Below are 26,036 nucleotides of genomic sequence, written 5' to 3' on the forward strand. Positions count from 1 at the left end.
GCGCAGACAAGTACCGGCCGCGCAAAAAAAAGACGGGCTCGAAAGCCCGTCTTTTCTATTCACCGATTAGGCAGTGCGCGCTTATTGCGCGCCCCGTGCTACGGCTTTTCGAGAATGGCAGTCACGCCCTGACCGCCGGCCGCACAGATGGAGATCAGGCCACGGCCACCGCCGTTCTCGTCCAGGATCTTGGCCAGCGTGGCCACGATACGCGTGCCGGTGGCGGCGAACGGATGACCCAGCGCCACCGACGAGCCCTTGACGTTGAGCTTGCTGGTATCGATCGAGCCCAGCGGCGTGTCGCGACCCAGGCGCTCCTTGCAGTATTTCTTCGATTCCCATGCCTTGAGCGTGCACAGAACCTGTGCGGCAAAGGCTTCGTGGATTTCGTAGAAGTCGAAGTCCTGCAGGGTGAACCCGGCGGCGTCGAGCATGTCGGCCACGGCATAGGTGGGCGACATCAGCAGGCCTTCGCCGCCGTCGACGAAGTCCACGGCCGCCGTGCGCGAATAGGGCGTGAAGAACGCCTGCACCGGCAGGCCGTTGGCCTCGGCATACTCTTCGCTGCACAGAAATACCGAAGACGCGCCGTCGGTCAGCGGGGTGGAGTTGGCCGCGGTGAGCGTGCCGTTTTCCTTGTCGAAGGCCGGCTTGAGGTTGGCCAGCTTCTCGACACTGGTGTCCGGACGCAGATTGTTGTCGCGCTCCACGCCAAGATAGGGGAAGACCAGGTCGTCATAGAAGCCGTCGACGTAGGCCTGGGCCGCCGCCTTGTGGCTGGCTACGGCCAGTTCGTCCTGCGCCTTGCGCGAGATCTTCCATTCCTTGGCCATGAGCTCGCAGTGCTCGCCCATGGACAGGCCGGTACGCGGTTCGGACACGCCGGGGAAGTTCGGCACCAGATGACGCGGGCGCAGTTTGGCCAGCAGCTTGGCGCGTTCGCCGCCGGTCTTGGCGCGGTTGACGTCGAGCAGGATCTTGCGCAGATCCTCGTTGATGGCGATCGGCGCATCGGAGGTGGTGTCCACACCGCCGGCGATGCCGCAATCGATCTGGCCCATGGCGATCTTGTTGGCGATCAGCAGGGTGGCCTCGAGGCTGGTGCCGCAGGCCTGCTGAACATCGAAGGCCGGCGTATGCGGGTCGAGATCGGTACCGAGGACCGCTTCACGCGTCAGGTTGAAGTCGCGTGCGTGCTTGAGCACCGCGCCGCCGGCGACTTCGCCGATCTTCTTGCCGGCGAGCTTGTATTTTTCGGACAGCGCCTTGAGCGATGCGGTCAGCAAGTCCTGATTGGACTGATGCGAGTATTTGGTGTTCGAGCGGCAGAACGGAATGCGGGCGCCGCCTACGATGGCGACCCGACGTGGCATGTTCTCAGCCATTGATCCCTCCAGTTTCGCCGGCTCACTGCCGGCGCGGTTGATTAACTGCCCCAAGATAATTGTTGCAGTGCAAAGTGACAAGAAACCCTTTCAAATCCCTATCGGTTCGGAACGCGCTTCTGGCGTGATGCTGATCAAAAAAATAACGGCCCGCTCTTGAAAGGCGTTTCCATGGCCGCATCAATGGCGTTGATTGGGAATGCTAATGATGGCGTTCTCTCCCGGCGGCCAATTTGGCACGTCGGCACAATGTTTTTTGATCTACAACCAACGTTTCGAGGAGAAGGGTGGCATGAATATCCGTCCTTTACATGACCGTGTCGTCATCAAACCGCTCGAGGAAGAGCAGAAGACGGCCGGGGGAATCGTTATTCCCGACACCGCTGCCGAAAAGCCGCAGCGCGGTGAAGTGGTTGCCGTAGGTAACGGCAAGCCGCTGGACAATGGTGAAACGCGTAAGCCCGAAGTCAAGGTCGGCGATAAAGTCATGTTCGGCAAGTTCTCCGGCAGCCCGGTCAAGGTCGACGGTGACGATGTCGTCGTAATGCGTGAAGACGACATCCTGTTGGTGTTGGGTTAAGACCCGCGTCGCTTACGCTCACCGTTTACGAACACAGTATTTAGGGGAAGCTAGCTATGGCAGCTAAAGAAGTACGTTTTGGCGAAGACGCACGCTCGCGTCTGGTACGTGGCGTTAATACGCTTGCGAACGCCGTCAAGGTCACGCTGGGTCCGAAGGGCCGCAACGTCGTTCTCGACAAGAGCTTCGGCGCGCCGACGATCACCAAGGATGGTGTCTCGGTAGCCAAGGAAATCGAGCTGGACGACAAGTTCGAGAACATGGGCGTTCAGATGGTCAAGGAAGTTGCTTCCAAGACCTCCGACATCGCCGGTGATGGCACCACCACCGCCACGGTTCTGGCCCAGGCCATCGTGCGCGAAGGTGTGAAAGCTGTATCCGCCGGTATGAACCCGATGGATCTCAAGCGCGGTATCGACAAGGCGGTGGACGCCGCCGTCAAGGAACTGGCGAACCTGTCCAAGCCCTGTGATGACGAAAAAGCCATCGCGCAGGTTGGCTCGATCTCGGCCAACTCCGATGAAGACATCGGCAAGATCATCGCCGATGCGATGAACAAGGTCGGCAAGGAAGGCGTGATCACGGTCGAGGAAGGCTCCGGCCTGTCCAACGAGCTGGATGTCGTCGAAGGCATGCAGTTCGATCGTGGCTACCTCTCGCCGTACTTCGTCACTGACAACCAGACGATGCAGGCCGAGCTGGATAACCCCTACATCCTGCTCCACGACAAGAAGATCTCCAACATCCGCGACATGCTGCCGCTTCTGGAGAACGTCGCGAAGGCCAACCGTCCGTTGATGATCATCTCCGAAGACGTCGAGGGCGAAGCCCTGGCGACGCTGGTGGTCAACAACATGCGCGGCATCGTCAAGGTCGCCGCCGTCAAGGCGCCTGGCTTCGGCGATCGTCGCAAGGCAATGCTGGAAGACATGGCCGTGCTCACCGGCGGTACCGTGATCTCTGAAGATCTCGGCATGAGCCTTGAGAAGGCCACGCTGGACGATCTGGGCGAAGCCAAGAAGGTTCAGATTTCGAAAGAGAACACCACCATCATCGACGGTGCCGGCCCGAACGGCGACATCGAAGCCCGTATCAAGCAGATCCGTGCGCAGATCGAGGAAAGCTCCTCGGACTACGACAAGGAGAAGCTGCAGGAACGCGTGGCCAAGCTCGCCGGCGGTGTGGCGCTGATCAAGGTCGGCGCGGCCACCGAAGTCGAGATGAAGGAGAAGAAGGCGCGTGTCGAAGACGCCCTGCACGCCACCCGTGCAGCCGTCGAAGAAGGCATCGTGCCCGGCGGCGGCGTGGCCCTGCTGCGTACGCTCAAGGCGATCGAACAGGCCAAGGGTGACAACCCGGACCAGGAAGCGGGCATCCGTATCCTGCGTCGCGCGGTCGAAGAGCCCCTGCGCCAGATCGTCTACAACAGCGGCGCCGAGCCGTCCGTTGTGGTCAACGAAGTGCTTTCCAAGGAAGGCAACTACGGCTACAACGCAGCCACGGGCGAATACGGCGACATGGTTGCCATGGGTATTCTCGACCCGACCAAGGTCAGCCGTACTGCGCTGCAGAACGCCGCTTCCATCGCCAGCCTCATGCTGACGACCGAAGCCGCCGTTGCCGACGTCCCAGAGGACGACGACAAGGGCGGTGCCCCCGATATGGGTGGCATGGGCGGCATGGGCGGAATGGGCGGCATGATGTAAATCGTGCTAGCCACGTCCGGGATGCCTATCCCAGCGTGAAAGAAGAGCCCCGCCAAGTGCGGGGCTTTTTTTTTGCGCGCCGTCAATAAAAGTCCTCGCGGCTTGGGTGATCGAGGCATTGGATGATCCCGGATAGCGATTTAATCGCCAGCTATCCCCGCCGCGCGCCTGCGTGCCACGCGAATGCAGACCGCATTGCGCGTAGCGACTTATTAGGCTCTGCACATCGCTCGATTTGGCTGCGGTGCGCCGCAAGGTAGCGCGTGCGATACCACGGCTTGCCGTGTTATCACCGACTTAAGGCTGGCACAACGCTACAACAGCGCTACCATGCGGGCTGATCGACGACCGATTCGGAGCCTTTCAAGTGCCTCACCCCGAAACACAGACGCGTGTTCGCCGCTGGAGTCATTTCCTCGACAGCTGGTGTGAACACAACCCAGAGCGCTTCGCGACTCTAGCGAACGAAGGGCGCTTGAGTGGTTCCGAGACGGAGCTGGTTGGCGCGCCGCCAGAGCCCGCGCCCACGCAAGCGTTCGAAGCCGCCTTGCGGGAATATCGTAGCGAAACGATGGCGGTCATCGCGTGGCGCGATCTGGCCGGTATAGACGCGCTGGAAACTACACTTGCCGCACTGTCGACCTTGGCCGATCGATGTATCGAAGCCGCACTGTGCGCTGCCGAGCAAGCGATGCAGGAGCGCCACGGTGTACTCCGAGACGCCGAAGGCAACACCCAGCGTCTGATCATCATCGGCATGGGCAAGCTCGGTGGCGGCGAGCTGAACTTCTCTTCGGATATCGACCTGATATTTGGCTATCGCGCCGCTGCGGAATCCGACGGTACCAAACCCCTGGATGCGGACGGTTTCACCAAGCGCGTAGCGCGTCGCCTGGTGCAGATTTTGAGCGAGTCCACGCGAGAGGGATTTGTTTATCGCGTGGATACACGTTTGCGGCCTTTCGGCGATGCCGGCGCGCTGACGGCCAGCATCACGGCAATGGAAAACTACTATCAAGGGCACGGGCGCGAGTGGGAACGCTACGCCTGGGTGAAAGCGCGTCCTGTCGCGGGCGATATCGAGGGCGGGCGCCAACTCATCAGTGCGCTGCGCCCGTTTGTCTATCGTCGCTATCTGGACTACGGCACCTTTGAATCGATTCGCGACATGAAGGCGCTCATCGATCGCCAAGTGGTCAAGGCCGAGTTGCAGGACAACATCAAACTCGGTAGCGGTGGTATCCGCGAGATCGAATTTATCGTGCAGGCGTTTCAGCTTATTCGCGGGGGGCAGGAACCCTCGCTGCAGGATACGCGCTTGTTGCCGACGCTTGCGCGTCTGGCCAGCGATGGGCACTTGCCATCCCATACGGCAGAGGAGCTGGAAACAGCGTACCGATTCCTGCGGCGCGCCGAGAATCGTCTGCAGATGGTCGACGATCGCCAGACGCACGATCTTCCCGAACAAGGTGACGAGCGAACGGCATTGGCTGAATCCATGGGTTATGAAACCTGGGACGCGTTCAGCCTCGCTATGCAGGATACGCGTGAAGGCGTACACCAGGCCTTCGAGCAGGTGTTCGTCTCGCCGCAGGCCGACGACAGCAAAACCGATGGGGAAACCCAGAGACTCAGTGCGTTCTGGGACGGCGAGCTCGACGAATCACAGGCGAAGAACCTGCTCGGCGAATACGGAATTGAGAATGTGTCGGCTGTTCGGGATGCACTCGCGGACATTCAGGGCCAAAGCCTCTATCGTAGCCTCGAAGACCGCGGTCGACGCTGGATTGCGCGGTTGATTCCGCTGCTTTTCGGTGCGGCAGCACGGGCGGATAATCCGGATCGGGCTTTGACCCGCACCATCAGCGTCTTGTCCGCCATCGTGGGACGCAGCACGTATATGGCGCTCCTGGTTGAGCACCCAGCGGCGCTATCAACGCTTATGCGCCTGTGTTCCACGAGTGAATGGATTACAAGTCGTATCCGTGCCCAGCCGGCACTTCTGGATAGCCTTCTCGATCCGCGTCAACTCTATCGACCGCCGCGGCGTGCCGAGCTAACGAAAGACCTCAACGCAGATATGGCTGCGATCGACGCCGACGATCTGGAGCTGCGTATGGATACGCTGCGTCGGTTCAAGCAGAGTGCCACACTGCGTATCGCAGCGGCCGACGTCAGCAATTCAATGCCGTTGATGATCGTATCCGATCATCTCACCGAGCTTGCCGAACTCGTACTCGATGTCGCGCTTGAAATGGCGTGGCATCAGATGATCAAGCGCTATGGCACGCCGCGGGACGACAACGGCAACCGTGCACCATTTGCGATCATCGCTTACGGCAAGTTGGGTGGCTTGGAGCTTGGCTATACCTCGGACCTTGATCTTGTCTTCGTCTACAGCGGCAAGATTGATGCGATGACCGATGGTGAGCGTAGCCTCACGCATCAGGCGTTCTTCACGCGTCTGGCTCAGCGGCTCATTCATGTCTTGAGCACCCAGACCGCGGCCGGGCGCGTGTACGAAATCGACATGCGCCTGCGGCCAAGCGGGCAGGCCGGGATGATGGTGTCCCATATCGATGCGTTTGCCCGCTACCAGCAGGAGCAGGCCTGGACTTGGGAGCATCAGGCCTTGGCGAGGGCGCGACCGGTCAGTGGCGCGGCCGAGTTGGGGCAGCGGTTCAATGCCATCCGACGCGAGACCCTCTCAAAGGCGCGCGATATTCAGGCGCTGGCGCAGGAGGTGCGCGACATGCGGGCGCGCATGCGGCAAGTCAAGGATAAAACCGACGGCGATCAACTCGATGTGAAGCAAATGGACGGCGGGCTGATCGATATCGAATTTCTTGCGCAATTCATGGTACTTGCGTACGGGAATGAATGCCCGGAGCTCATGATCTTTACCGATGCCATCCGAATTCTCGAAACCATGGAATCAGCGGGGCGGGCCGATTACGAACAGATCGCCACGCTGACCCGAGCCTATCGGCGCTATCGGGCGCTGATCCATGCAGCATCCTTGCAGCGGAACCGGGCCATGATCGCTTCGAACGAATACCACTCGATGCGCGGCGAAGTGGCTGAGATATGGTGCGCGTGGCTCGGTGGCGGAAGCGGTTAGTGGCAGTGAAAGAGGGGTCATCGTGTTTGCGGGCCTTATAAAGTCGCTATACTTTTCTAGGGTTTCAGCTGCGATACAGCGTGCTCTTGCCAATCTCGAGACAGTCGCATAGCCGTGCAGGCGAGTTCATTGCATCCTAGAGCGGTCGAGAATAAGCGCGGCGGGAGTAGCTATAAGTTCGGAGTTGTTGGCAGTGCTATAGGAGTTTGCGCGGCCGGTATGCCGGTAAAGATGTTCCTAATGTGACGGTATCAGCCTATCCGCTGTATTAGCCCTCATCCAATAAAGTGTCAGATTGGCAGACTAAAACTACGATAGCCAACCCGAAGGCCGCACTCTTAACGAACTCGAAGCTATCCAAGCTGTCATTACGGGCATATTGATTATTTTTAAGCCGATTGAAGCAAAGAGAAACTACGCCGTATTTAGATTAAGCAACAAAAATCTGTGTGCGGTAGCCGTAGTAATTTGCTTTCCGGTGGCGAGTTCTTGACTCCGTTAGGTTTTATTGAGCATCACGTCGATGGAACGTCGTGTCGTTGTAAATAACAGCCGCCGTCGCTAAAGTGGTCGCGAAGTCGGCTTTCTCGCGCTATTTTTGAAAAGTTTACTAATCTGAAGATCGAGACTGGGCACAGAGTTGGCTAACAAATTTAAAAAATGGTTCAAACCGCCTAAGGTGTACCAAGCGCGGTTGCCGTCATCGCCAGCCTCGGCTTACATCGTATTCGTTGGTTCCGACAAGCGTGGTTTTGGTGGGCAAGGAAAACTAAACGCTGAGTATTTTCTTCCGAAGTTCGAATTCGGGGCCCAAAAAGCCGGCGTTGCTACGCATTTTTACATATCGTCAGACGTGCTTGTGCAGAATCTGCACGCATACCATAGCGCGTCTATCGCGGTGATTTTTGTTTATAATGAGGAGCATTTTCGAAGTTACCCTAGCGAAAAAAACGTCGCGGCCATAGTGCAGCGACCGAATACACTAGTATTCAATGCGCCGGCCAGCGGCAGGCTGATAGCGTTTAAAACCGCTACGAACGAGCTCCTTGCAGCGCGCGGTGTTGATGTGCCGAAAATGGTGGAGTCGAGCATTGGCTCCAAGGTGTTTTCGAATGCCGTTATTGGCTCGCAGACCCCTACGGAGGTGCTGGACGAGACTTGCGATGTGGACGCGAGTCGGTATAACACTGAACTCATCGATACTCGTTATGAGTATATGGGAAACGCATACTATGTTTGCTTGAGAGCACTTTGCGTCGGACCCAAGTTAGTCGACCTGTATATTCGATGTCGGCCGGTGAGCGAGGGGTCCCCAAATGTGCACAGCGGGGATACGCCTCTAGACCCGGAACTTCTGAACGCGATCTATAACGATCGCGTTTCGCCTCGGCTGGAAGAGCTGGAAACCATATGCGCCAGCATCAGTGACGCAGTGGGACCGTGCTTTTTCGCGCACGACATACTTCTCGGCCAAAACGGCAGGCTGGCAGTTTGCGAGGTCGGCTGGAAATTCGATGATAGTACGCTTCGAAAGCACCTGTGGCCGATTTCAGGCGCTTTAGACTTCATGCAACGTACGTATACGGGGGCGGTAGCGGAGTCTGCCGGGACGTACGTTGCGGAGCTGGTCAGTTCGCGCGACGCGAGTGACTCTGGCTAAAGATCAATAGCTTGCCGATGCGATGACGGACGGCGAGCGTAGCCTCACGCATCAGGCGTTCTTCACGCATGTCTTGAGCACCCAGCCCGCGGCCGGACGTGTGTACGAAATCGACATGCGCCTGCTTCCAAGCGGGCCGGCTGGGATGATGGCTTCTCATATCGACGCGTTTGACCGCTACCAGCAGGAGCAGGCCTGGACTTGGGAGCATCAGGCCTTGGCGAGGGCGCGACCGGTCAGTGGCGCGGCCGAGTTGGGCCAGCGGTTCAAGGACATCCGACGCGAGACCCTCGCAAGATCACGCGATATTCAGGCGCAGCGCAAAAAGTGCTTGACATACATGCGTGCGCGAATGCGGCTAGTCAAGGATAAAACCGACGGCAATTAAATCGATGTCAAGCAAATGGACGGTGGGCTGATCGATATCGAATTTCTTGCGCAGTTCATGGTATTGGCATACGGGCAGGGATGCCCTGAACTGATGATCTTCACCGATGCGATTCGGATTCTTGAAACCACGGAATCAGCAGGGCGGGCCGACTACGAACAGGTCGCCACGCTTACCCCCCTCTTATAAGTGTTATCGCGCGTTAATTTACGCAGCCTCCTTGCATCGAAACCGTGCCATGATCGCTTCGAACAAATACAACTCGATGCGCAGCGAAGTGGCTGAGATATGGTGGGCCTGGCTCGGTGGCGGAAGCGGTTAGTGGCAGTGGAATAGGGTCATCGTGTTTGCAAGCCCTATAACGCCGCTATACTTTTCTAGGGCCTCAGCTGCGATGCAGCGTGTTCTTGCTAATATTCAGGGAGGGGCACGACGCGCCTCCTACCAAGACGCAACTTGTTGTGACTGAACTATCACGGTCGGTCACGATGCCCCTCGGCATCGACCACTCAACACACGCTTAAAAGCGTGGTAGCACACGTCACGCGGCGAGCAGCAGCGTTGTGTCACTGCGTCGGTGTCCACGAAATGTTTCGTTCAGGCAAGCTGGAGCAGCTCAAACTGGTCGATAAACGTACTTAGCCGCTAAACTGCGCCGCGTAGCAGGCAGGTAATGCGTGCTCCCGACGCTTGACCTCATTGGAATTACATCTACTTCTGGACCGAATATGAAAGACTTGCTGAGAAAACGCGTGCTTGTGACAGGCGGTGCCGGCTTCGTCGGCTCGCATCTGTGCGACCGGCTTCTCAAGCAGGGAAACGACGTCATATGTGTCGATAATTTTTTTACCGGGCGCAAGGCGAACATAGCGCACTTGGCTGGCGACCCCTTCTTTGAGGTCATTCGGCACGATGTCTGTCTGCCCCTATATGTGGAGGTGGACGAAATCTATAACCTGGCGTGCCCTGCATCACCGGTGCATTATCAGCATGATCCCGTTCAGACTACGAAGACTAGCGTGCATGGTGCGATCAATATGCTTGGCTTGGCAAAGCGTACAGGCGCTCGCATCTTGCAGGCCTCGACGAGCGAAGTGTACGGCGACCCGGAAATTCATCCGCAGCCCGAGTCGTACTGGGGGCGGGTCAATCCCATTGGGCGGCGTTCCTGTTACGACGAGGGCAAACGTTGTGCCGAGACCCTGTTCTTCGACTATCGTCGTCAGTACGGCTTACCGATAAAGGTCGCACGCATATTCAACACCTACGGGCCACGTATGCATCCTCAGGATGGTCGCGTTGTCTCCAACTTCATTATGCAAGCGCTCTCGGGCGAGCCAATCACTCTGTATGGCAATGGACAACAAACGCGTTCGTTTTGCTATGTCGACGATCTGGTGGACGGCCTTATGCGCCTGATGGCGTCGCCTGAAGAAGTCACCGGCCCGATCAACCTAGGCAACCCAAACGAATTTACAATTCGTGAGCTCGCAGAGCGAGTTCTTGCGCAGACAGACTCTGTATCGGAGGTATGTTTTGAGCCTTTACCCGAGGACGATCCCCGGCAACGCCGGCCTGACGTCAGCCAGGCGCAAAAGATGCTCCACTGGAATGCGGAAACCGAGCTGGTTGATGGCTTGCCAAAGACAATTCGTTATTTCAGGGATTTGATATCCGACGGCGACTTCAAGGGATTAGGTTCCGAAAATAGTAAGTAAGCTTAGCGCCCGTTGCCGAACGATGACCGCGTTTCGCGCAACGAACTATCGCTCTTAACGCCTAACGGATAGTGAGTCCAGCACGTTGATACTGGCCAGTGGTCGGCTATGCAAACTGGATAATTGACGGGCATGAGCGAGAAGTGAATAGTTGATTCGGTCGCCCATCTTCTGGTGTTATGGCTTTCGCAGCAATTGAAACGGGCGATCCGTTTAAAGGTTAAGCCTGAGTAAGGTGCGTTATGCTTTAAATGGCGGCGAAAAATAAAAAAACTCTTTGGCTTTTAAATTGCGGGTCGGTAAATGAAAAAGTACGAATATAGGGACTACGATGATTACTACGACGCACAAGTGTCGGCAAACAGAAAGAAAATTGACAAGGTTTGGGCTGTAGAAGGTGTTATTAAGCAGTTAGCTGGTTATTTGGAGAGCCAAATCGAGAATATTAGATTTGGAATATGTCACGGAACGCGTAACGGGCGTGAGCAGTTATGGTTCCGAGAGGCGTTATCTGCAAACGTGGTGGGTACTGAGATATCTCCTACGGCTAGTTCTTTTGCCCACACGATCGAGTGGGATTTTCACAACGTCAAACCGGAATGGGTTGGAAACGTAGATTTCATATTCAGCAACTCGCTTGATCATAGTTACGACCCCGAGTATTGCCTCGACCAGTGGATGTCTTGTCTTGGGCGCGACGGGTTATGTTTGATCGAGTGGACAGAAGACGATGTCGAAAATAAAAGATCCGATCCCTTCGGCGCGAATTTGGAAGAATATCGGTCGCTTATAGGGGGCAAGTACAGACTAATCGACGAGCTCTTTTTCGACGCCGAATATATTAGGGAGTCGTTTTTAAACGACACTAATCGTGAAGGACTTAATTTTTTCGTCGACCGCTATTACTTGGTCGTGGCCAATTGATCGGCGTCACCGTCACCGTATTGCATGTTCAGTGTGTCCGGTAAGGTCGCTTCACAATGAAAGTCGGCTATGTACCGCGAACAGGTCTTTACCAGCGCGACGCGAACACGCTGCATGCCGTCGCAATGGCTGATGCACTGGCTCGCAAATACGACGGGTTCGTGCTCCTGACGCCGTCGCGATTCTGCGGCAGGTTCCTTAAAACCTCTTCGCGATTATCAGCGGAGTTTGGTAGCTATTACGGTTTATCGGGCGACATAGATATCGCGCGCATTGGCTGTGGCGCGACGTTGAAACCGGGCGATAGCCATCGTTTCAGACGAAAATTCTATCGCCGAGCGGTTCGGTGGATGCAGCGACATCGTGTGGATGTCTTCATAACTCGAGCTTATGAAATAGTGCCGCTCGCTGTGGACGCCGGACTCCCCGTCATTCTAGAGCAGCACGAGGACCCCAGTTCTCCGCAGATGCGTGCGATCGAAGATTATGTTCACCGGGACGACTTTTTGGGGTTAAGCACTATTTCGGAAACGCTAAAAGAAGGTTATGTCTCGACATCGGGTTTGCCTGAGTCGAAGGTGTTCGTGTTTCCGGATGGTGTTTCCTTGGATAGGGTGCGCCGGGAGCCTTTATCCAGATCCGCAGCAAGGGACATGTTGAGTATCCCTAAAGACGTGTTTACCGTCGCGTATGTCGGCTCTTTATTCGAATATAAAGGCATAACCTCTTTACTCGATGCGGCGGCAGAGCTGCCAAACGTGAATTTTTTGATTATCGGAGATCGACCGTTCGGTCAGGTCGAGGTTTTGCGCAACCGGTACCGAGAATACACCAACGTGATGTTTCTAGGTCATATGCCTAATGGCCAAGTGCCGGCCTATCTAGATGCCGTAGATTGTTGCGTTCTTCCCAATTCAGCGAAACACCTGAGCGCTCGGTATACCAGCCCATTAAAGCTGTTCGAGTACATGGCCTCGCGCAGGCCTATCATTGCGACGCGCATCGAAGCGTTAGACGGTTTGCTCGAGCACGAGCGTAATGCCTACCTCGTGCCGCCAGACTCTGCCGGCGATCTTTCGCGCGCCATCGAGACTGTAAGGATAAGCCCAATACTGGCCTCTCGTATGGCAAGTAACGCGTTCGACGACGTAGTCCAATTGACATGGGATTGTCGTGCGAAAGCGCTTTGTGAATTCTATGGATTGTGAAACATGAACGAGCATACCGAGCGGAAACTGTTGTCCAACGGGAATCCTGAAGCGGTCCTTCACTGCGTAGACCTCGATAAAGTAGGGGGCGTAGAGCGGTACTTGCTCGACTACTTGGATGGAACCACGGTCACCGAGCCTACTGTAAAACAGAATATCTTCATGCTCGGCCGTAAGAAGTCGCCGCCAGACCAGCTCAAGCCTGTGCTGGAGTCCTTGCGCAAGCGCGGCGTGTCCGCTTACCAAAAGAAGTATTTCCGGGGTTTTAAAATTCCATCGGTACCGAGCGTGCTACGTGATGCCCACCGCCGCCGTATATTCGAAGGCCACGCAAGCGGTGTTGTACTGTTTTGGAACCTTCTTAATCAGTATGAACAGCTTAAAACCTGTCGCGATGAGGGGGGAGTGTCGGTTTATTGGGAGCGAGGAGCGGGTTGGTACAGTGATTTCAGCCTCCCGGATACATTTGCATCACTCAACGAAGCTGACTACGTCATGGCGAACTCGGTCGCAGGAGCCAAGATACTTCGTGCACGTGGCTATGATCGCCCGATAGAGGTTTGTCAGAACGGTGTAAGGGCGGCTATATATCGCCGTCCGGGCTCGGTTAAATCGTTGCCTATGAACCGTACGCTAAGGGTCGGTATTGCCGCACGTTTAGTACCAATCAAAGGAGTGGCACTTTCTATTCATGCCCTCGCGCTGTCGAAGGGTCGCTCGACGAAGTATGATTTGCATATCGCAGGCGACGGCAGAGACAAACAGCGGCTCGAAGAGCTCGCGCAGGCTCTCGGTGTTGCCGACCGCGTGCATTTTCATGGGGTTGTATCGGACATGTCCAGTTTCTACGCGGACATCGATTGCCTGTTGCACCCAGTACTAAGTGAGGCATGTTCGAATACGCTAGCGGAAGCGCAGTATTGTGGATGCCCTGTGGTGGCGACGGAAGTCGATGGCGTTCCAGAAGTCGTGGCGGAGCATGGTGGCGTACTCGTGCCCGGCGAACTCGATAGCGTAGAGTTTGCACGATTGGGGGTTTACGGCGAGGGCCTTCCACCATTCGTCTACGATCCGGCCGATGGCCAGGTTTGCCCTCCCAAGGCGCCGGACCCCGGCAAACTTGTTGATGCAATCGAAGCGGTATTCTCGGACGAAGTTACGTACGCGAAAATGAGCGAAGAAGCGATCGCATGGACGTCGAGAAACCTCAAGCCTCATGTTAAATATCGTGAAGTGATGGATTATCTACACAAGTTTTCTGTTGCACGTGGCCGGGCTATTAAGGACTTGGGGTGGTGAGTTGGCTTGGCCGATTCGGGCAGTTGGTTGGCTGCGTGTAGGAAGCTTGGCCAAGATTACGCTCTGAAGTTGTTTGTCGAGAGCACACGCTATCTATTAGCGCTTATGGGTTCGACGGTTGACGCAAAAGGTGGCGTGTAGCCCTCTATGCTCGTTACAACAAGCGCTCTCTGAGAGCAACCGAGGCCGCTGCCGTTCAGCTCACGCCGAACGGCCAAAATAAAAAAAGCCGACCCTTTCCTGGCGAATTTTGAGATGTCGGATGAGCGGGCCATCAGCGTCGCTTGCCACCGCACGCTATCGCTGCGTCTAACTCGCCGTCATTCGATGACAATACAGGGCGGGTTTATAGACCGCATGGCGATACACTTTATACGTGGCATAACGCATGTTGTAGCGCGGCCAGGCGGGTTTCACCGCACCCGTAAGTTTTTCCATATCTATGTCCATGCGTTCTAGCTGCCGCGGGTACACCACGTCACGGGCGTAGCGGTAAAGCTGAACGTCGAGCTGGTTGGCGTCTTCGAGTGCCTGTCGTGTTTCCGGGTCGGCAAGCACGGCGTCGCGGATGTCGTTCGACGACGCGGTATTCAGGCGGCTTTCCCGCGGCTCCAGTGTCGGTATGCCAAGCATGGGTCCCATAAGTGCGAGTGATTCATCGAAGCGCTCGATCAGTCCGAGAAACGCCACGTCTTCTTCGAGTCGTGTGATCGCGGCGTCAAGATCCTCTTTGCCGGCTAGCGCCTGAACCTGCACATTGCGGTAACGCGGATCCTGAATCCAGCTGGAAAACGTGTTCGGTTGGTAACGTCCACGCAATACGTAGTACTGGTACTCGGACACGCAGCGACGTATGGGTTCGCGCAGGAACGTAAAGTACTTGAGGTTCGGGACTTGGTCGCGTAAGTCGCTGTGCGGCGCGATCGTATGCCCGGCAATGCTCTGTAACCACGGGTAGACGCGCATGAGCTGCTTCAAATGGGCAGCACTGTATACCGCGTCTTTCTTCTGCCACGGCTTCACGTCGCAGTGGGCAGCGCCAAAGTGGGACCGTAGCAAGTACTTAAGGCTGTTACCGGCGGTCTTTTTGATATGTATGAATGCAATCATTCGTAATCCAGCGTTCCATGTGCCGAAGGTTTTGCTCTCAGTCGATTGCTCATCGCCAAATCGCGGACGCGATCGACTGCACGTTAGCTTGATCTGTAACCCGATTATTCCTTACCCGCGATTATGGATACTACCGGATTAAGAGAACGTTAGAAGAGGTTATAAATGGGGTCGCGCCGTGTTATATCGTGCCGCGACGGGCTTAGCCCGGAACAAGGAAGCACTGTGGTGAAGTGCGTGCCGACGACCTTAAGTCTTCAGCCTTGCAGTTATGGCTTACGGGTGCTGCTCGGATCGTATGCGCGGTTTTGAATGCTCGCTAGAGCGCGTGGGTAACAAGGGATTGGGCTATAAGCAGGGCCGTTCTGAGGCAGATCCCTGGCTTATTTAAATAAGCCGTCGTGGTCGTCTTCCAGGATTGATCATTCGCACAGACGCGGGTCGCATAGGTGTGTCAAAGCGAGGTCAGAATGTTAGTCCGGTAACGTACCGGCAATGACAACGCCTTCACTCGCCCGCTGGATCAACGTCATGCGCTATTATCGCGCGTCGGGGCGTTCCCGGGCGGGTTTTATAGTATGGAATGTGCACGATGGCGTGGACGACAATGATGCGACTTCTGGTACGTAAGCGATGACACCCTCTGCGCAACCCGGCGCTTCGACGCCTGACGAGATCGCCGTGGTCATCGCGACTGCCAACCGTGCGAGTTCGCTTGATCGCACGCTTTCGAGTCTTAGCAAAGTCGACCCCGGCGGTCTGGCGTGGCGAGTCATAGTCGTGGATAACGCCAGTGCTGATGAAACGCCCGAGGTGCTTTCGGACTGGCAGCGAGCAAGCCGTCTTCCTCTTCAAGCACTGCACGAACCCCAGCCAGGTAAAACACGCGCGCTCAATCGCGCCTTGAACACCATCGACCATGGTCTGGTGATTTTCGTCGATGATGACGTTGAATTGCCGGTCAACTGGCTAAAGGCTTACGCCGCAGGCGTGCAGCGTTGGCCGTCCGCGGATATTTTCGGTGGTCGTATTACGCCGCATTTCCCGCCAGATGCGCCGGCCTGGGTGCGTGATCAGCGCTACGTGCACCAAAGTGCGATGTTTTCCAAATACGAACCGCTTGAAGAAGAGGGTCTTACGCAGGCGTGGCCGCTCGGGCCAAACATGGCGATTAGGCGGGAATTGATTGGCGATGTGCGTTTCGATACGCGCCTTGGGCCGGGCGGTGAGTATGGCGTCATGGGCGACGAAACCGCGTTCGTATCGCGGTTGGTTGCAGAGAAGCAAGCCCAGATCGTGTATCTTCCTGAAGCCGCTGCGTCTCACTATGTTCGCGATGAGCAACTGAGCCGCGATGCAATCTGGGCCCGAGCTTTCTGGTGGGGGCGTACCCGAGGTGTGGTAGCCGCTATGGAAGCGCGGCGTGCTTGCATAGCCGGCGCGCCGTTAGCTGTATGGACGGCTGCAGCTCGCTCGGGATTGCGATTTGCGTTCGCGCACGTCTTGGGACGCAGCGCGTATTTGAAAACGGGTTGGCAGTGGCAGGTACGTTTCGGCCGAGTGTGCGGCTATCGTGAATATACGCGTCGAGCCCGCGCCGCGAGCTGAGACAGACGCGCAAGTGTTGCGGATTCACCAGATCTAGAAGTTTCTATGGGCCAATCGAGCTATTCCGAGCGTATGCTGCATCGCGTCAATCTCGATGCCGTGGGCGGCGTCGAGGTGTCGTTTCTACAATATGCCGAGTTCCGACAGGCGCTTGGCATCGCGGATACGGTGGTGCCGGGGGACAGCGTACATCCGCGCTTTGGTGATGCGCTCGCCGCGCCGCTGCAAACGCTATGGCGTGAACAGTTCAAGCATTGGCATGGTGTGCGATTGCCGCGCGCGTTTCGCGGGCTGCGTGCACGCTGGGCTGCACATTGCATTCGCCCGTATGCGCCGAGCGTGATTCTGGCCTGGAACCATATCGGTAGCCGTCAGGTCGCTGATATCGCGAACGCTGCGCGGCTGCCGCTGATCCACTATGAACATGGCGAAGCATGGCGCGAGCAGGCCCGACATGCCGGCGCGTTTTTCGACCAGGTCGATGGTGCGATCGTCAACAGTTTCGCGGCCGAGCGTATGCTCGCGTTGCGCTGGGGCTGGCAGGGGCCGGTCGAGCGCGTTTATTACAGCTGCGATGGCGTGCGTGCGATCGATGCGGCGCGCGGTGCGCCGCCAAGCGATCGGCCAATACGCATTGGCGCGGCGGCACGCATGATCGAACTCAAGGGGCATCGTATTGCCTTGCATACGGTCAAGGTGCTGCGCGACGAGCACGGCCTCGACGTGACCTTGGCCATCGCCGGCACGGGCGCAGAAGAGAGCGCGCTTCATGCTGAATCCAAGCGCCTGGGCCTGACCGATATCGTCGACTTCAAGGGCTCTGTGCCCGATATGGCGGCGTTCTACGATGAGATCGATCTGATGCTTGTGCCGTCGATGGTCGAGCCCTTCGGGCGGACCAGCATGGAAGCACAGGCGCGCGGTTGTCCGCTGATCGTGACCGCGGTCGATGGCCTGCCGGAAACGCTGGAACCGGGAAACACGGCCGCTCAGGTGGTGCCGGATTGGTCGCTTGATGAGTATAAGAAAGAGCTGGGCGGCAATGTCGAAAGTGTTTTGCCGTGGGCCTATGATCCGGTAAGCGATCAATTAATTCAGCCGCGGGCAGTATCGCCAGCGCGTCTGGCCACCGCTATACGTGAGCTGGTGACAGATGAGAACGCGTACCGCGACGCGAGTCTGAGCGGGCTGCGCAACGCCAACAAGCGCTTCCTGCCCGAGTTGTACGGGCCGGCAGTGGATGCGGCGGTGGCGAGCCTCGTTCGAGTGGGCAAGCAACGCACGTAGGCGTATTGACGGCGGCGTTACCGATCGAAGAAATCGTCGAGCCAGGCCTGGAACATCAGAATGCACCACAGCCGCCAATGCCAGTCATGGCTACCGGCCAGGTGCGTACGCCAGGTCCAGCGCACGAGTTCGACGTCGAAATAGCCGTCTCGGTGGAGCCGTTCTGGCGCGAGCAATGTCTCGGCCCATTCGCGTAGCGGGCCGCGCAGCCAACGCGCCAGCGGAACGTTGAAGCCATGTTTGGGGCGTTCGACCGTTTCGCGGGGCAGGTAACGATAAAGGAGCTGTCGCGACAACCATTTCGGTTTGCCGTCGCGATAACGCTGTTCCAGCGGCAAGCCGAAGGCGAAGGTCGCCAACTCCGAATCGAGAAAAGGCGCGCGCGTTTCCAGGCTGGAGGCCATGGCGGCACGGTCGACCTTGGCCATGATGTCGTCGGGCAGGTAGCACAGCGCATCCGTGGCTTGCAGCCAGCGCTCCGGGTCTCGAGCCGCTTCGGCCGGGGTGCCGCGCAAGAACGCCGTTGCAATCGGCGGTGCGTTCGCCACCAACGCCTGCGGCTCGTGCCAATAACTCATCGAATTACGATAAAAACAGCGCAGGTCGTTGCCCGCGCGTTTCATGGCACGTTGTTGCAGATACTTGGCGCTTTTTGCAGGACGCGCGCGAGCTTGCGCGGCGAGCCACGCGGCCTGGGCTGTTCTAAGCGGCGAGGGCGTGCGCTGGTGACGGCGCCAGCGGCGCGCGATACCGTCGTAGCGATCATAGCCTGCCATCATCTCGTCGCCGCCGTCGCCGGACAGCGCGACGGTGACCTGTTCGCGTGCCATCTGCGAGACGAGGGTCGTGGGGATCTGCGACGGGTCGGCAAACGGTTCGTCGTAAATCCGCGGCAATCTCGGCACGATGGCGAGCAGATCAGCCTCGGATACATAAAGCTCGTGGTGATCGGTACCCAGCGTGGCCGCCGTCTCGCGTGCCTGTTCGGCCTCGTTAAGGCCGGGCTCGTCGAACCCGATGGTGAAGGTGCGCACGGGCTGATCGGTGTGCGCACGCATGAGCGATACGATCAATGAGGAATCGATCCCGCCGGACAGGAACGCCCCCACGGGCACGTCGGCGACCATGCGATCGGCGATGGAGGTCGATAAAAGCCGCTCGAACTCGTCGACTGCTTCGGTATCCGACAACGGCTCGGGTGTCGTCGCCGCCAGTGTGTCGATATCGAAATAGGGCGTTGGTTCGGATAGTTCGAGATCGGTTCCCACCCGCAGCCACGTACCGGGCGGCAGTTTCCTGTAGCCGCTGAAAATACTGCTTGGGCCGGGGATATAGGACAAGCGCATCAGCTCGGCGAGCGCGCCGCGGTCGATTTCCGAAGCGAACTGCTCGTGCTTGGCGAGCGCCTTGAGCTCGGACCCGAACAGCAAAACGCCGTCATTCACGCCGTAGTAGAGCGGCTTTTCACCGAAGCGGTCACGCGCGAGGTAGAGCGTGCGATCGACACGATCCCAAACGGCGAGGGCGAACATGCCTTCGAACGCGCTCAGCGCCTTGGCAATCCCCCACTCGAGAAATGCGGCCAGCACGACTTCAGTATCCGAGCTCCCGTTGAAGCTGTGGCCTTGCGCGCGCAACGTTTCCCGCAACCGGCGGAAATTGTAGATCTCACCGTTGAATACCAGCACATAGCGGCCATCGCTTGAATGCATGGGCTGCGCGCCACGGGGAGACAGATCCACAATCGATAAACGGCGATGCCCGAGTGCCACGAACGGCGCGTCACCATCGACCCAGCTGCCGCGATCGTCGGGGCCTCGGTGCGACAGGGCATCGCGCATGCGATCGATATTGCGTTCGTGTGCTTGTGCGTCGGGGACGCGCTGTAGAATGCCGGTAATGCCGCACATGCGTGGTCTCGCCGATTGTGGAAGGGCGTGTCGGAACACGGCAGGCGCGAACCGGCCGCGACCGCGTAGGATACTCGCCAAAGCCAGCCCGCGACATCTACACTACGCGGCCGTTATCCATTTGTTTGCGGCGCGGTGAGCGGATGGCCGGCCGTATATCTCCGGATCTTTGTTGAATGAAAATCGTGCATCGGATCAATCTCGATGTTGCCGGCGGCGTCGAGAACCAGTTTCTGGCGTTCTTGCAGCACCCGCTCGCAAAAGCGCCCGTTCGCCACGATTTGATCTATGCCAGCGGCATCGTGACTTCCTTGGCCGCTGAAATCCGGCCTCACATCGACCACGCAAAGAGTTACAAGCGTTGGCGCGGGGTTAAGCTGCCGCGCCGCCCGCAACGGTTACGTGAAGCGCGGATGGCTGCGCTGGTCGAAGCGAGTGCCGCGGACGTGTTGTTGTCGTGGAGCGGCTTTGCCCGCGAGGCGCTAGTGGTCGCCGCTCGCCAAACTAAGACGCCCCTTGTTTATCGCGAGGGCGGCGGAGCTTGGTTCGAGCACGATCCCGATGCGGCTGAGCGGTTCATGAAAGAAATGCGCGGCGCAATCTGCAATACCCACGCCTCCATGCGAATGCTGCAGCTCAAATGGGGCTATTCCGGGCCGGCCAAGGTATGCATGGGCGGGATTCGGCCCTCGGTCATGGCTGCCGCGGACGAATCCGGCCGAACCGCGGCCGGCGGTGAGCGCAAACGGATTGGCGTAGCCGCGCGCCTCGCGTCGGAGAAAGGCGTATGCCTTGCTCTGCACACCTTGAAGCACTTGCGTCATGCGGGGCTGGATTGCGTGTTGGATATTGCCGGCGACGGGCCTGACCGGGCGGGACTTGAGTCCCTCGCCGCAGATCTTGCGGTGGAGGATTCGGTAAGGTTTCGCGGACTGGTGCGTGATATGCCGGCGTTCTATCGTTCGCTGGATCTTTTGCTGCATCCCGCGCTGCAGGAACCGCTGGGCAACGTGACCATCGAAGCCCAGGCTTTCGGTGTGCCGGTGGTCGCAGCCCGGGTCGACGGTATGGCGGAAACGATCCTGGAAGACCAGACGGGACGTACTGTAGCCGCCGATCAGCCCTATAATCGTTATCCGAAGTTTGGCGGTGCCCGTTCGGTCATGCAGTCGGCGCGGGTCTACGACCCGGATACCGACGCACTGCGCCCGGTCGATTTCGTACACCCGCAGGCGTTGGCCGACGCGATCATCGACATTCTGGGCGACGCCGGACGCGCACAGGCGATGTCGGGGGCGGCGAGAGCGCACGCGCGCGAGGCGTTCAGCTTCGATCGCTATATGGCTGGCTTCATGCACTCGATCAAAGAATACGCCGCCACTGAATAGGAGGCTTGCGCGTGGCCGCATCGCAATACACTCAGGTCGCCGTCCCCCCGATCCCGGACGATGCCTACGTCATGATCATTGGCGCCATGAAGTGTGGCACGACGTCCCTGTTCGAGTATCTCAAGGCGCACCCGGGGATCTGCCCGGCGATCGACAAGGAGCCGGAATACTTCAGCGACAATCAGGCCCATGGCGTGGCGGTGCCGTATTACCAGCATCTGTGGCATTTCGATGCTGGCCGGCATCGCTATGCGATGGAAGCCTCGACGGGCTATACCAAATTCCCCGAAGAGCAGGACGTACCGCGTAAGATTCATGCATACGGTATCCAGCCGCGTTTCATTTATATGGTGCGCGATCCGTTTCAGCGTATCGAATCGGAATACGACTTCATCCAGCGGCTCTATCCGCAGGAACGATTCGATATCGAGAGTGATCTGCTGCTGCAAAAGAGCAATTATTATCGCCAGCTGGAGCGATTTAGAGCGTTTTTTCCGCGCGAGCACTTTCTGGTGTTGGACTTCGCCGAATTCACGACCGACCCACGGGCTGTGCTGATGCGTGTGTACGATTTTCTAGGCCTCGACCAGCACTACTTTCCAAAGCGCTTCAAGGTTCGTAACCCGACGCAGCGTAAAACCGGGCCGTTGGGCCGCTTGAAGAAGCGCTGGTCAGCATTTAGAAAAGGCGCCCGGCAGGCGAAGCAGCGTGACTTTTCGCCTAAGGCCCGTGTGTCGTTGACGGCAGCTCAAAAAGCCGAGATCCATTCGGCGCTGGCCCACGATATGCAGCGTTTCCAGCAGGAATACGGTATCGATGTCACCAAGTGGGGCTTTACTGACTAACGCGCACCGATAAGGCGAAAGGAGCGCGCGCCGTCGGTAACGACCCCACGCAACGGCGTTAAGGCGCCTGTATGCCAGGCCGGTCGGATTGCCCGACACACTCCGGTATAGTGCGCCGCATCTGCTCAATCATCTCATTTCATGCGCATAGGCTTGGTCTTCAACCGATTCCGCAGCGATGGCGGCACCGAGCGCATTACGCTCAATGCCTTCCAGGCGCTCGCGCAGGACAACGTCGACTGGGTCGTGCTTGCGCGCAATTGGGGCGGGCCGGCCGAGGAAGGCATCGAGTTCGTGCGGTGCAATCCGTTTTCGATCGGACGCGCTTGGCGGCTGCTGGCATTCGTGCGCGGGGTGCGTAAAGAACTCAAACGCATACAAGTGGACTGGGTTCAGGCCCAGGTGCATATCCCGGAAGCCGATATATTTCGTGCCGATGGCGGCGCGCATGCTGAATGGATTCGCCAGCGCCGTCGCGTCGATCGAGGAGTGAAGGGCTGGTTGCGAGAGGTCGGGCCGTATCACCGCCTCAAGCAACGCATGGAACGACGGATGTATGCCAGCGATCGGTTACAGGCGGTTATCTGTAACTCCGAAATGGTCAAGGCCGATATTGAACGTCATTATCCGGATTGCCGCGCCACCCTGCACGTCATCGACTACGGCATTGATCTTGAGCACTTTGAGCGCAGCGACGCACGGGCAAACCAGGGCCGAGAGTTGCGTCGCGAACTCGGTATCGCGCAGAACGCCCCGGTATTTACCTACGTGGGGTCCGGCTTCGAACGCAAGGGGCTCGCCACGGCGATTCGCGCGCTCGCGAAGGCCACCGAAAGCGCGCATCTGATCGTGGTGGGGCGTGATAGCCGCCTTGCCGGCTACCGGCACCTGGCGAAACGTCTGGGTATTTCGACGCGGGTCCATTTCATGCAGGCGCAGTCCGATGTGCGGCCGTATCTATGGGCTGCCGATGCGCTGGTACACCCAGCGCTCTACGAAGCGTTCGGCCTGGTGATCCTCGAGGCGATGGCCGCCGGATTGCCGGTTATCGCGTCGACGCGCACCGGCGCGGCGCTGGCGCTTGTGGACGCCCCGGAGAAAGGCAGCCTGCACGACGCGCTCGATGTTGATGGCTTTGCCGGGGCGATGACGGCGATACACAATCGCGATGAGGCGGCCAGGGCGGCTGCCCGCAGCGCCTGCGAACAGGCCGCCGCGCCCTACACCATCGATCGCATGCGTTCGAATCTGCTGGCTTTCTATGCCGGCTTGCAGTAGTAATGATTTGGCGCGCACCAAATCGCGTTTTGCCGAGCTTTAGCTTCGCCGCGAATTGCTGTTTGTGGATGCACGGGCCTTGAGTGCTTCCCAGTGCGACCTGTCAGCGCTCACGCTGATCGGCCGAGGCTCCAAGCGTGACTGTTATACGCACCCGCACGATGACGGCTTGTGTCTGAAGGTGGCGCGTGATGCGAATTCCGCGGCCTGCCACGAACAGAACGAAGTGGAGTGGCGCTATGGTCAGTGGCTCGAAGCCAGGGGCGTGCCGTTCAGACACGCTGCACGCTGCACGGGCTGGATACAAACGCAGCGCGGGGCTGCGCTGGTCGTCGAACGTGTGCGTAATAGTGACGGTACCTTCGCACTCACGTTACGTGACGCGTTACTCTCGCAACGGCTGACGCTCCATAACGCATACGCAATGCTGGCAGAGCTTCGCCACTGGGCGCTGACGCACGCGGTAGTGGTGTCGGATCTGCGTAGTACCAATCTCATGGTACGCCAAGCTGATGATATGCATCTGGTGTTCATCGATGGCCTGGGCGCGCGGCGTCTGGGGCCCGCATTCGAACGGCAGATGCGAATGCCACTGCTCGCGCGCCTCAAGACACTGCGCCAGTGGCGACGACAGAAAACAAAGACCTATGCTGCACTGGCAGCTTACAGTCGTGGGGAAAGCACGCATCAATGAGTCTGAAAGCGTCTGGAATATGCTTTTGGCCCAGTCGCCTTGGGCGCGCGGCGGAGCGTGGCTGATGAGGTTTCATCTCGAGCGTGCGCTGGTCGAGCCGGGCGACACCTGGATGATGTCGTTTGATGAACCCGTGCCCGATTTCTCGCAGGCGCAGGAAATCTATCGCGGCGAGCATACGCGTGTATGCCTGCACCCCGACCGGCTCGCGTTGGTCAGCAAACTGTCGATCGTCCAGGCGGTGCCGCGAGACCCGTTTCGCAAGTACCGCTATTGTCAGGCGGCACGTGAGATCGCCGCCGCCGATGTTCTGGTTCGTCTTGGGTTGCGTACGCCGACCATGCGTGGCTTCGGTTATACGCTCATGCCGTGGGCTCGCCACGAGTCGATATTATTCATGGACGAGTTTCCACCGAGTCGGCCGTTACGGTTTGTCTTTCGGGAAGATCTGTCCGAGCCGCGACGCCATGGTCTGCTCGCCGGCGTGGCGACGGGTCTTGGCCGGGTGTATGCCGCGGGCTATCACCTCAAGGATTTCCACTTTGAAAACATTTTGAGCGACCGCGAAAATCGCCTGATATGGATCGACAACGATCTGCGCCATACCAATAGATATGGCCTGGCGGCGCGCCGCTTTGCCGACGCGTTACGGCGACTACACAAAACCAGCGAACGCTTTTTGTTTACGTCCGAGTGGCATTACCTGCTCGACGGTCTCGGTAGGGCACTTAATACCAGCGCGCTTGGCCAGCACCTCGCTGGCAAGGTGCTGCCGCGTTTTCGAATCGATACCAGCGCGCGTCACTTCGATGTCTTCTGAAATCGTACGCCAGGAAAGTGCGGGCAAACCGGCCGGCAAGTCGGTGACGCTGAAGCGTGCGCTGTGTCATATCAACCTTGCCCGCGGTTATCGGGGCGGCGAGCGCCAGACCGAATTGCTGATCAAAGCGCTAGCGGCCCGCGGCGTCGTCCAACGCCTGATCGTGCGTCGCGGCCAGCCGCTCGTCGAGCGGCTGCGTGGTACCCCAGGGCTCACGATCGTCGAGATCGACAAACCGTTCGCGTTGCATGCCAGGCACGCGCGCGGCTATCTGTTACACGCCCATGACGGCCACGGGGCCAAGTTCGCTGCGGCGGCGTCGCTGCTCGTGGGGGCGCCGTATATCGTCACTCGCCGAATCAGCAAACAGCCGAGCCGCAACATCTGGACGCGAACGGTTTATCGTCGTGCCGCAGCCGTGGTGGCGGTAGCCGGCTCGGTCGCACGCGATATGCACGCTTATATGGCACGGCTGGAGCCGGTCGTAATACACAGCGCGCTGGGCGCCTTCAAGGTGGATCGCGGGCGTCGAGACGCTATTCGCGAGCGGTGGGCCGGGCGTTTTCTCGTCGTCAATGTCGCTGCACTCGTGCACTCACAAAAAGGTCAGCGTCATCTCATCGCAGTGGCCCGACGTTTGGCGTCGGCCCGGCCCGATATGGTGTTCGTACTGCTCGGTGAAGGCGCGGATCGCGCTGCGCTCGAGGCCCTGGCCGCGGATTTGCCGAATGTGGTGTTTGAAGGCTTCGTGGAAAACGTCGGCGACTATCTCGACGCGGCAGACGCCTTTGTGTTGCCCTCCCTGCATGAAGGCATCGGCGGCGCCTGCCTGGATGCCATGTATTTCGGTTTGCCAATCGTCGCGAGTGCGGTCGACGGCGTGCCGGAGATAGTCGGTCACGAAGACAACGGCCTGCTGGTGGCACCGGCCGATGAGCAGGCGCTTTTCGATGCGTTATGCCGTGTGTATGACGAACGCGTATTGGCCGACGAGCTCGGCCGCCGGGGGCGCGTGCTCTCCGAGCGTTATACGCCGGATCAAATGGCCGAACGCTATCTCGAAGTCTATGCCCGTGTCGGCTAGGGTGACTTCGGCGGCCGCGGGCT

General features: G+C 58.4%; 21 protein-coding genes. 18 read left to right on the forward strand and 3 right to left on the reverse strand.

Annotation, left to right across the window (positions count from 1 at the left end; genetic code table 11):
* Positions 1 to 98: 98 nt before the first annotated feature.
* Positions 99 to 1,385, reverse strand: coding sequence for an acetyl-CoA C-acetyltransferase (locus C84B14_RS13765; RefSeq protein ID WP_353224930.1), 1,287 nt, complete (start codon positions 1,383 to 1,385; stop codon positions 99 to 101).
* A 292-nt stretch (positions 1,386 to 1,677) separates the two neighbouring features.
* Between C84B14_RS13765 and groES the strand changes: the two genes are divergently transcribed.
* From groES to C84B14_RS13815, 10 genes are all read left to right on the forward strand, one after another.
* Entirely contained in the window at positions 1,678 to 1,965 is a 288-nt protein-coding gene (gene groES / locus C84B14_RS13770) for a co-chaperone GroES (RefSeq protein WP_353225010.1), read from the forward strand.
* Positions 1,966 to 2,021: 56 nt separating this feature from the next.
* Complete coding sequence (gene groL, locus C84B14_RS13775; RefSeq protein ID WP_353224932.1) at positions 2,022 to 3,671, forward strand: chaperonin GroEL; 1,650 nt, start codon at positions 2,022 to 2,024, stop codon at positions 3,669 to 3,671.
* A gap of 367 nt (positions 3,672 to 4,038) precedes the next feature.
* A complete protein-coding gene (gene glnE, locus C84B14_RS13780; RefSeq protein WP_353224934.1) occupies positions 4,039 to 6,792 on the forward strand; it encodes a bifunctional [glutamate--ammonia ligase]-adenylyl-L-tyrosine phosphorylase/[glutamate--ammonia-ligase] adenylyltransferase in 2,754 nt (917 codons plus the stop codon).
* Between the two features lie 640 nt (positions 6,793 to 7,432).
* Complete coding sequence (locus tag C84B14_RS13785; RefSeq protein ID WP_353224935.1) at positions 7,433 to 8,452, forward strand: hypothetical protein; 1,020 nt, start codon at positions 7,433 to 7,435, stop codon at positions 8,450 to 8,452.
* Between the two features lie 22 nt (positions 8,453 to 8,474).
* Complete coding sequence (locus C84B14_RS13790; protein ID WP_353224936.1) at positions 8,475 to 8,840, forward strand: hypothetical protein; 366 nt, start codon at positions 8,475 to 8,477, stop codon at positions 8,838 to 8,840.
* Positions 8,841 to 8,855: 15 nt separating this feature from the next.
* Positions 8,856 to 9,029 (forward strand): hypothetical protein, encoded by a 174-nt coding sequence (locus tag C84B14_RS13795; protein ID WP_353224938.1) that lies wholly within the window; start codon positions 8,856 to 8,858, stop codon positions 9,027 to 9,029.
* 539 nt (positions 9,030 to 9,568) lie between these two features.
* Positions 9,569 to 10,558 (forward strand): UDP-glucuronic acid decarboxylase family protein, encoded by a 990-nt coding sequence (locus C84B14_RS13800; RefSeq protein WP_353224940.1) that lies wholly within the window; start codon positions 9,569 to 9,571, stop codon positions 10,556 to 10,558.
* A 303-nt stretch (positions 10,559 to 10,861) separates the two neighbouring features.
* Positions 10,862 to 11,482, forward strand: a complete 621-nt coding sequence (locus C84B14_RS13805) for a hypothetical protein (RefSeq protein WP_353224941.1) — start codon at positions 10,862 to 10,864, stop codon at positions 11,480 to 11,482.
* A gap of 56 nt (positions 11,483 to 11,538) precedes the next feature.
* Complete coding sequence (locus C84B14_RS13810; protein WP_353224943.1) at positions 11,539 to 12,690, forward strand: glycosyltransferase family 4 protein; 1,152 nt, start codon at positions 11,539 to 11,541, stop codon at positions 12,688 to 12,690.
* Positions 12,691 to 12,693: 3 nt separating this feature from the next.
* A complete protein-coding gene (locus tag C84B14_RS13815; protein ID WP_353224945.1) occupies positions 12,694 to 13,989 on the forward strand; it encodes a glycosyltransferase in 1,296 nt (431 codons plus the stop codon).
* Between the two features lie 309 nt (positions 13,990 to 14,298).
* Here C84B14_RS13815 and C84B14_RS13820 read toward each other — a convergent pair whose 3' ends face one another.
* The gene (locus C84B14_RS13820) at positions 14,299 to 15,099 is read right to left on the reverse strand and encodes a sulfotransferase family 2 domain-containing protein (protein ID WP_353224947.1); all 801 of its coding nucleotides are present in this window, start codon (positions 15,097 to 15,099) and stop codon (positions 14,299 to 14,301) included.
* A gap of 633 nt (positions 15,100 to 15,732) precedes the next feature.
* Here C84B14_RS13820 and C84B14_RS13825 point away from each other — a divergent pair.
* Positions 15,733 to 16,707: a glycosyltransferase family 2 protein gene (locus C84B14_RS13825; protein WP_353224949.1), complete on the forward strand. Its 975-nt coding sequence runs from the start codon at positions 15,733 to 15,735 to the stop codon at positions 16,705 to 16,707.
* A 45-nt stretch (positions 16,708 to 16,752) separates the two neighbouring features.
* Positions 16,753 to 17,994 (forward strand): glycosyltransferase family 4 protein, encoded by a 1,242-nt coding sequence (locus C84B14_RS13830; RefSeq protein ID WP_353224951.1) that lies wholly within the window; start codon positions 16,753 to 16,755, stop codon positions 17,992 to 17,994.
* Between the two features lie 17 nt (positions 17,995 to 18,011).
* Here the strand turns inward: C84B14_RS13830 and asnB are convergent, their stop codons facing one another.
* A complete protein-coding gene (asnB, locus tag C84B14_RS13835; RefSeq protein WP_353224953.1) occupies positions 18,012 to 19,904 on the reverse strand; it encodes an asparagine synthase (glutamine-hydrolyzing) in 1,893 nt (630 codons plus the stop codon).
* 176 nt (positions 19,905 to 20,080) lie between these two features.
* Between asnB and C84B14_RS13840 the strand changes: the two genes are divergently transcribed.
* The 6 genes from C84B14_RS13840 to C84B14_RS13865 all read left to right on the forward strand — a co-directional run bounded on the left by C84B14_RS13840 (position 20,081) and on the right by C84B14_RS13865 (position 26,013).
* Positions 20,081 to 21,292, forward strand: coding sequence for a glycosyltransferase family 4 protein (locus C84B14_RS13840; protein ID WP_353224954.1), 1,212 nt, complete (start codon positions 20,081 to 20,083; stop codon positions 21,290 to 21,292).
* 11 nt (positions 21,293 to 21,303) lie between these two features.
* Entirely contained in the window at positions 21,304 to 22,137 is an 834-nt protein-coding gene (locus C84B14_RS13845) for a sulfotransferase family protein (RefSeq protein WP_353224956.1), read from the forward strand.
* A gap of 141 nt (positions 22,138 to 22,278) precedes the next feature.
* Positions 22,279 to 23,415: a glycosyltransferase family 4 protein gene (locus tag C84B14_RS13850; protein ID WP_353224958.1), complete on the forward strand. Its 1,137-nt coding sequence runs from the start codon at positions 22,279 to 22,281 to the stop codon at positions 23,413 to 23,415.
* Positions 23,416 to 23,494: 79 nt separating this feature from the next.
* On the forward strand, positions 23,495 to 24,109 hold the full coding sequence (locus C84B14_RS13855; protein WP_353224960.1) for a YrbL family protein: 615 nt from the start codon (positions 23,495 to 23,497) through the stop codon (positions 24,107 to 24,109).
* A complete protein-coding gene (locus C84B14_RS13860; RefSeq protein WP_353224962.1) occupies positions 24,063 to 24,929 on the forward strand; it encodes a lipopolysaccharide kinase InaA family protein in 867 nt (288 codons plus the stop codon). The genes C84B14_RS13855 and C84B14_RS13860 overlap by 47 nt, the downstream gene beginning before the upstream one ends.
* A complete protein-coding gene (locus C84B14_RS13865; protein ID WP_353224964.1) occupies positions 24,919 to 26,013 on the forward strand; it encodes a glycosyltransferase family 4 protein in 1,095 nt (364 codons plus the stop codon). Before C84B14_RS13860 ends, C84B14_RS13865 begins: the two co-directional genes overlap by 11 nt.
* The last annotated feature ends 23 nt before the right edge of the window (positions 26,014 to 26,036 follow it).

It is taken from the genome of Salinisphaera sp. C84B14, assembly GCF_040361435.1.
Lineage (GTDB): Bacteria > Pseudomonadota > Gammaproteobacteria > Nevskiales > Salinisphaeraceae > Salinisphaera.

Bases quoted from the DNA above. Each gene is read 5' to 3' on its own strand.
- C84B14_RS13765 (WP_353224930.1), bottom strand. From the start codon at position 1,385: ATGGCTGAGAACATGCCACGTCGGGTCGCCATCGTAGGCGGCGCCCGC.
- groES (WP_353225010.1), top strand. From the start codon at position 1,678: ATGAATATCCGTCCTTTACATGACCGTGTCGTCATCAAACCGCTCGAG.
- groL (WP_353224932.1), top strand. From the start codon at position 2,022: ATGGCAGCTAAAGAAGTACGTTTTGGCGAAGACGCACGCTCGCGTCTG.
- C84B14_RS13790 (WP_353224936.1), top strand. From the start codon at position 8,475: ATGACGGACGGCGAGCGTAGCCTCACGCATCAGGCGTTCTTCACGCAT.
- C84B14_RS13795 (WP_353224938.1), top strand. From the start codon at position 8,856: ATGGACGGTGGGCTGATCGATATCGAATTTCTTGCGCAGTTCATGGTA.
- C84B14_RS13800 (WP_353224940.1), top strand. From the start codon at position 9,569: ATGAAAGACTTGCTGAGAAAACGCGTGCTTGTGACAGGCGGTGCCGGC.
- C84B14_RS13805 (WP_353224941.1), top strand. From the start codon at position 10,862: ATGAAAAAGTACGAATATAGGGACTACGATGATTACTACGACGCACAA.
- C84B14_RS13810 (WP_353224943.1), top strand. From the start codon at position 11,539: ATGAAAGTCGGCTATGTACCGCGAACAGGTCTTTACCAGCGCGACGCG.
- C84B14_RS13815 (WP_353224945.1), top strand. From the start codon at position 12,694: ATGAACGAGCATACCGAGCGGAAACTGTTGTCCAACGGGAATCCTGAA.
- C84B14_RS13820 (WP_353224947.1), bottom strand. From the start codon at position 15,099: ATGATTGCATTCATACATATCAAAAAGACCGCCGGTAACAGCCTTAAG.
- C84B14_RS13825 (WP_353224949.1), top strand. From the start codon at position 15,733: ATGACACCCTCTGCGCAACCCGGCGCTTCGACGCCTGACGAGATCGCC.
- C84B14_RS13830 (WP_353224951.1), top strand. From the start codon at position 16,753: ATGGGCCAATCGAGCTATTCCGAGCGTATGCTGCATCGCGTCAATCTC.
- asnB (WP_353224953.1), bottom strand. From the start codon at position 19,904: ATGTGCGGCATTACCGGCATTCTACAGCGCGTCCCCGACGCACAAGCA.
- C84B14_RS13840 (WP_353224954.1), top strand. From the start codon at position 20,081: ATGAAAATCGTGCATCGGATCAATCTCGATGTTGCCGGCGGCGTCGAG.
- C84B14_RS13850 (WP_353224958.1), top strand. From the start codon at position 22,279: ATGCGCATAGGCTTGGTCTTCAACCGATTCCGCAGCGATGGCGGCACC.
- C84B14_RS13860 (WP_353224962.1), top strand. From the start codon at position 24,063: ATGCTGCACTGGCAGCTTACAGTCGTGGGGAAAGCACGCATCAATGAG.
- C84B14_RS13865 (WP_353224964.1), top strand. From the start codon at position 24,919: ATGTCTTCTGAAATCGTACGCCAGGAAAGTGCGGGCAAACCGGCCGGC.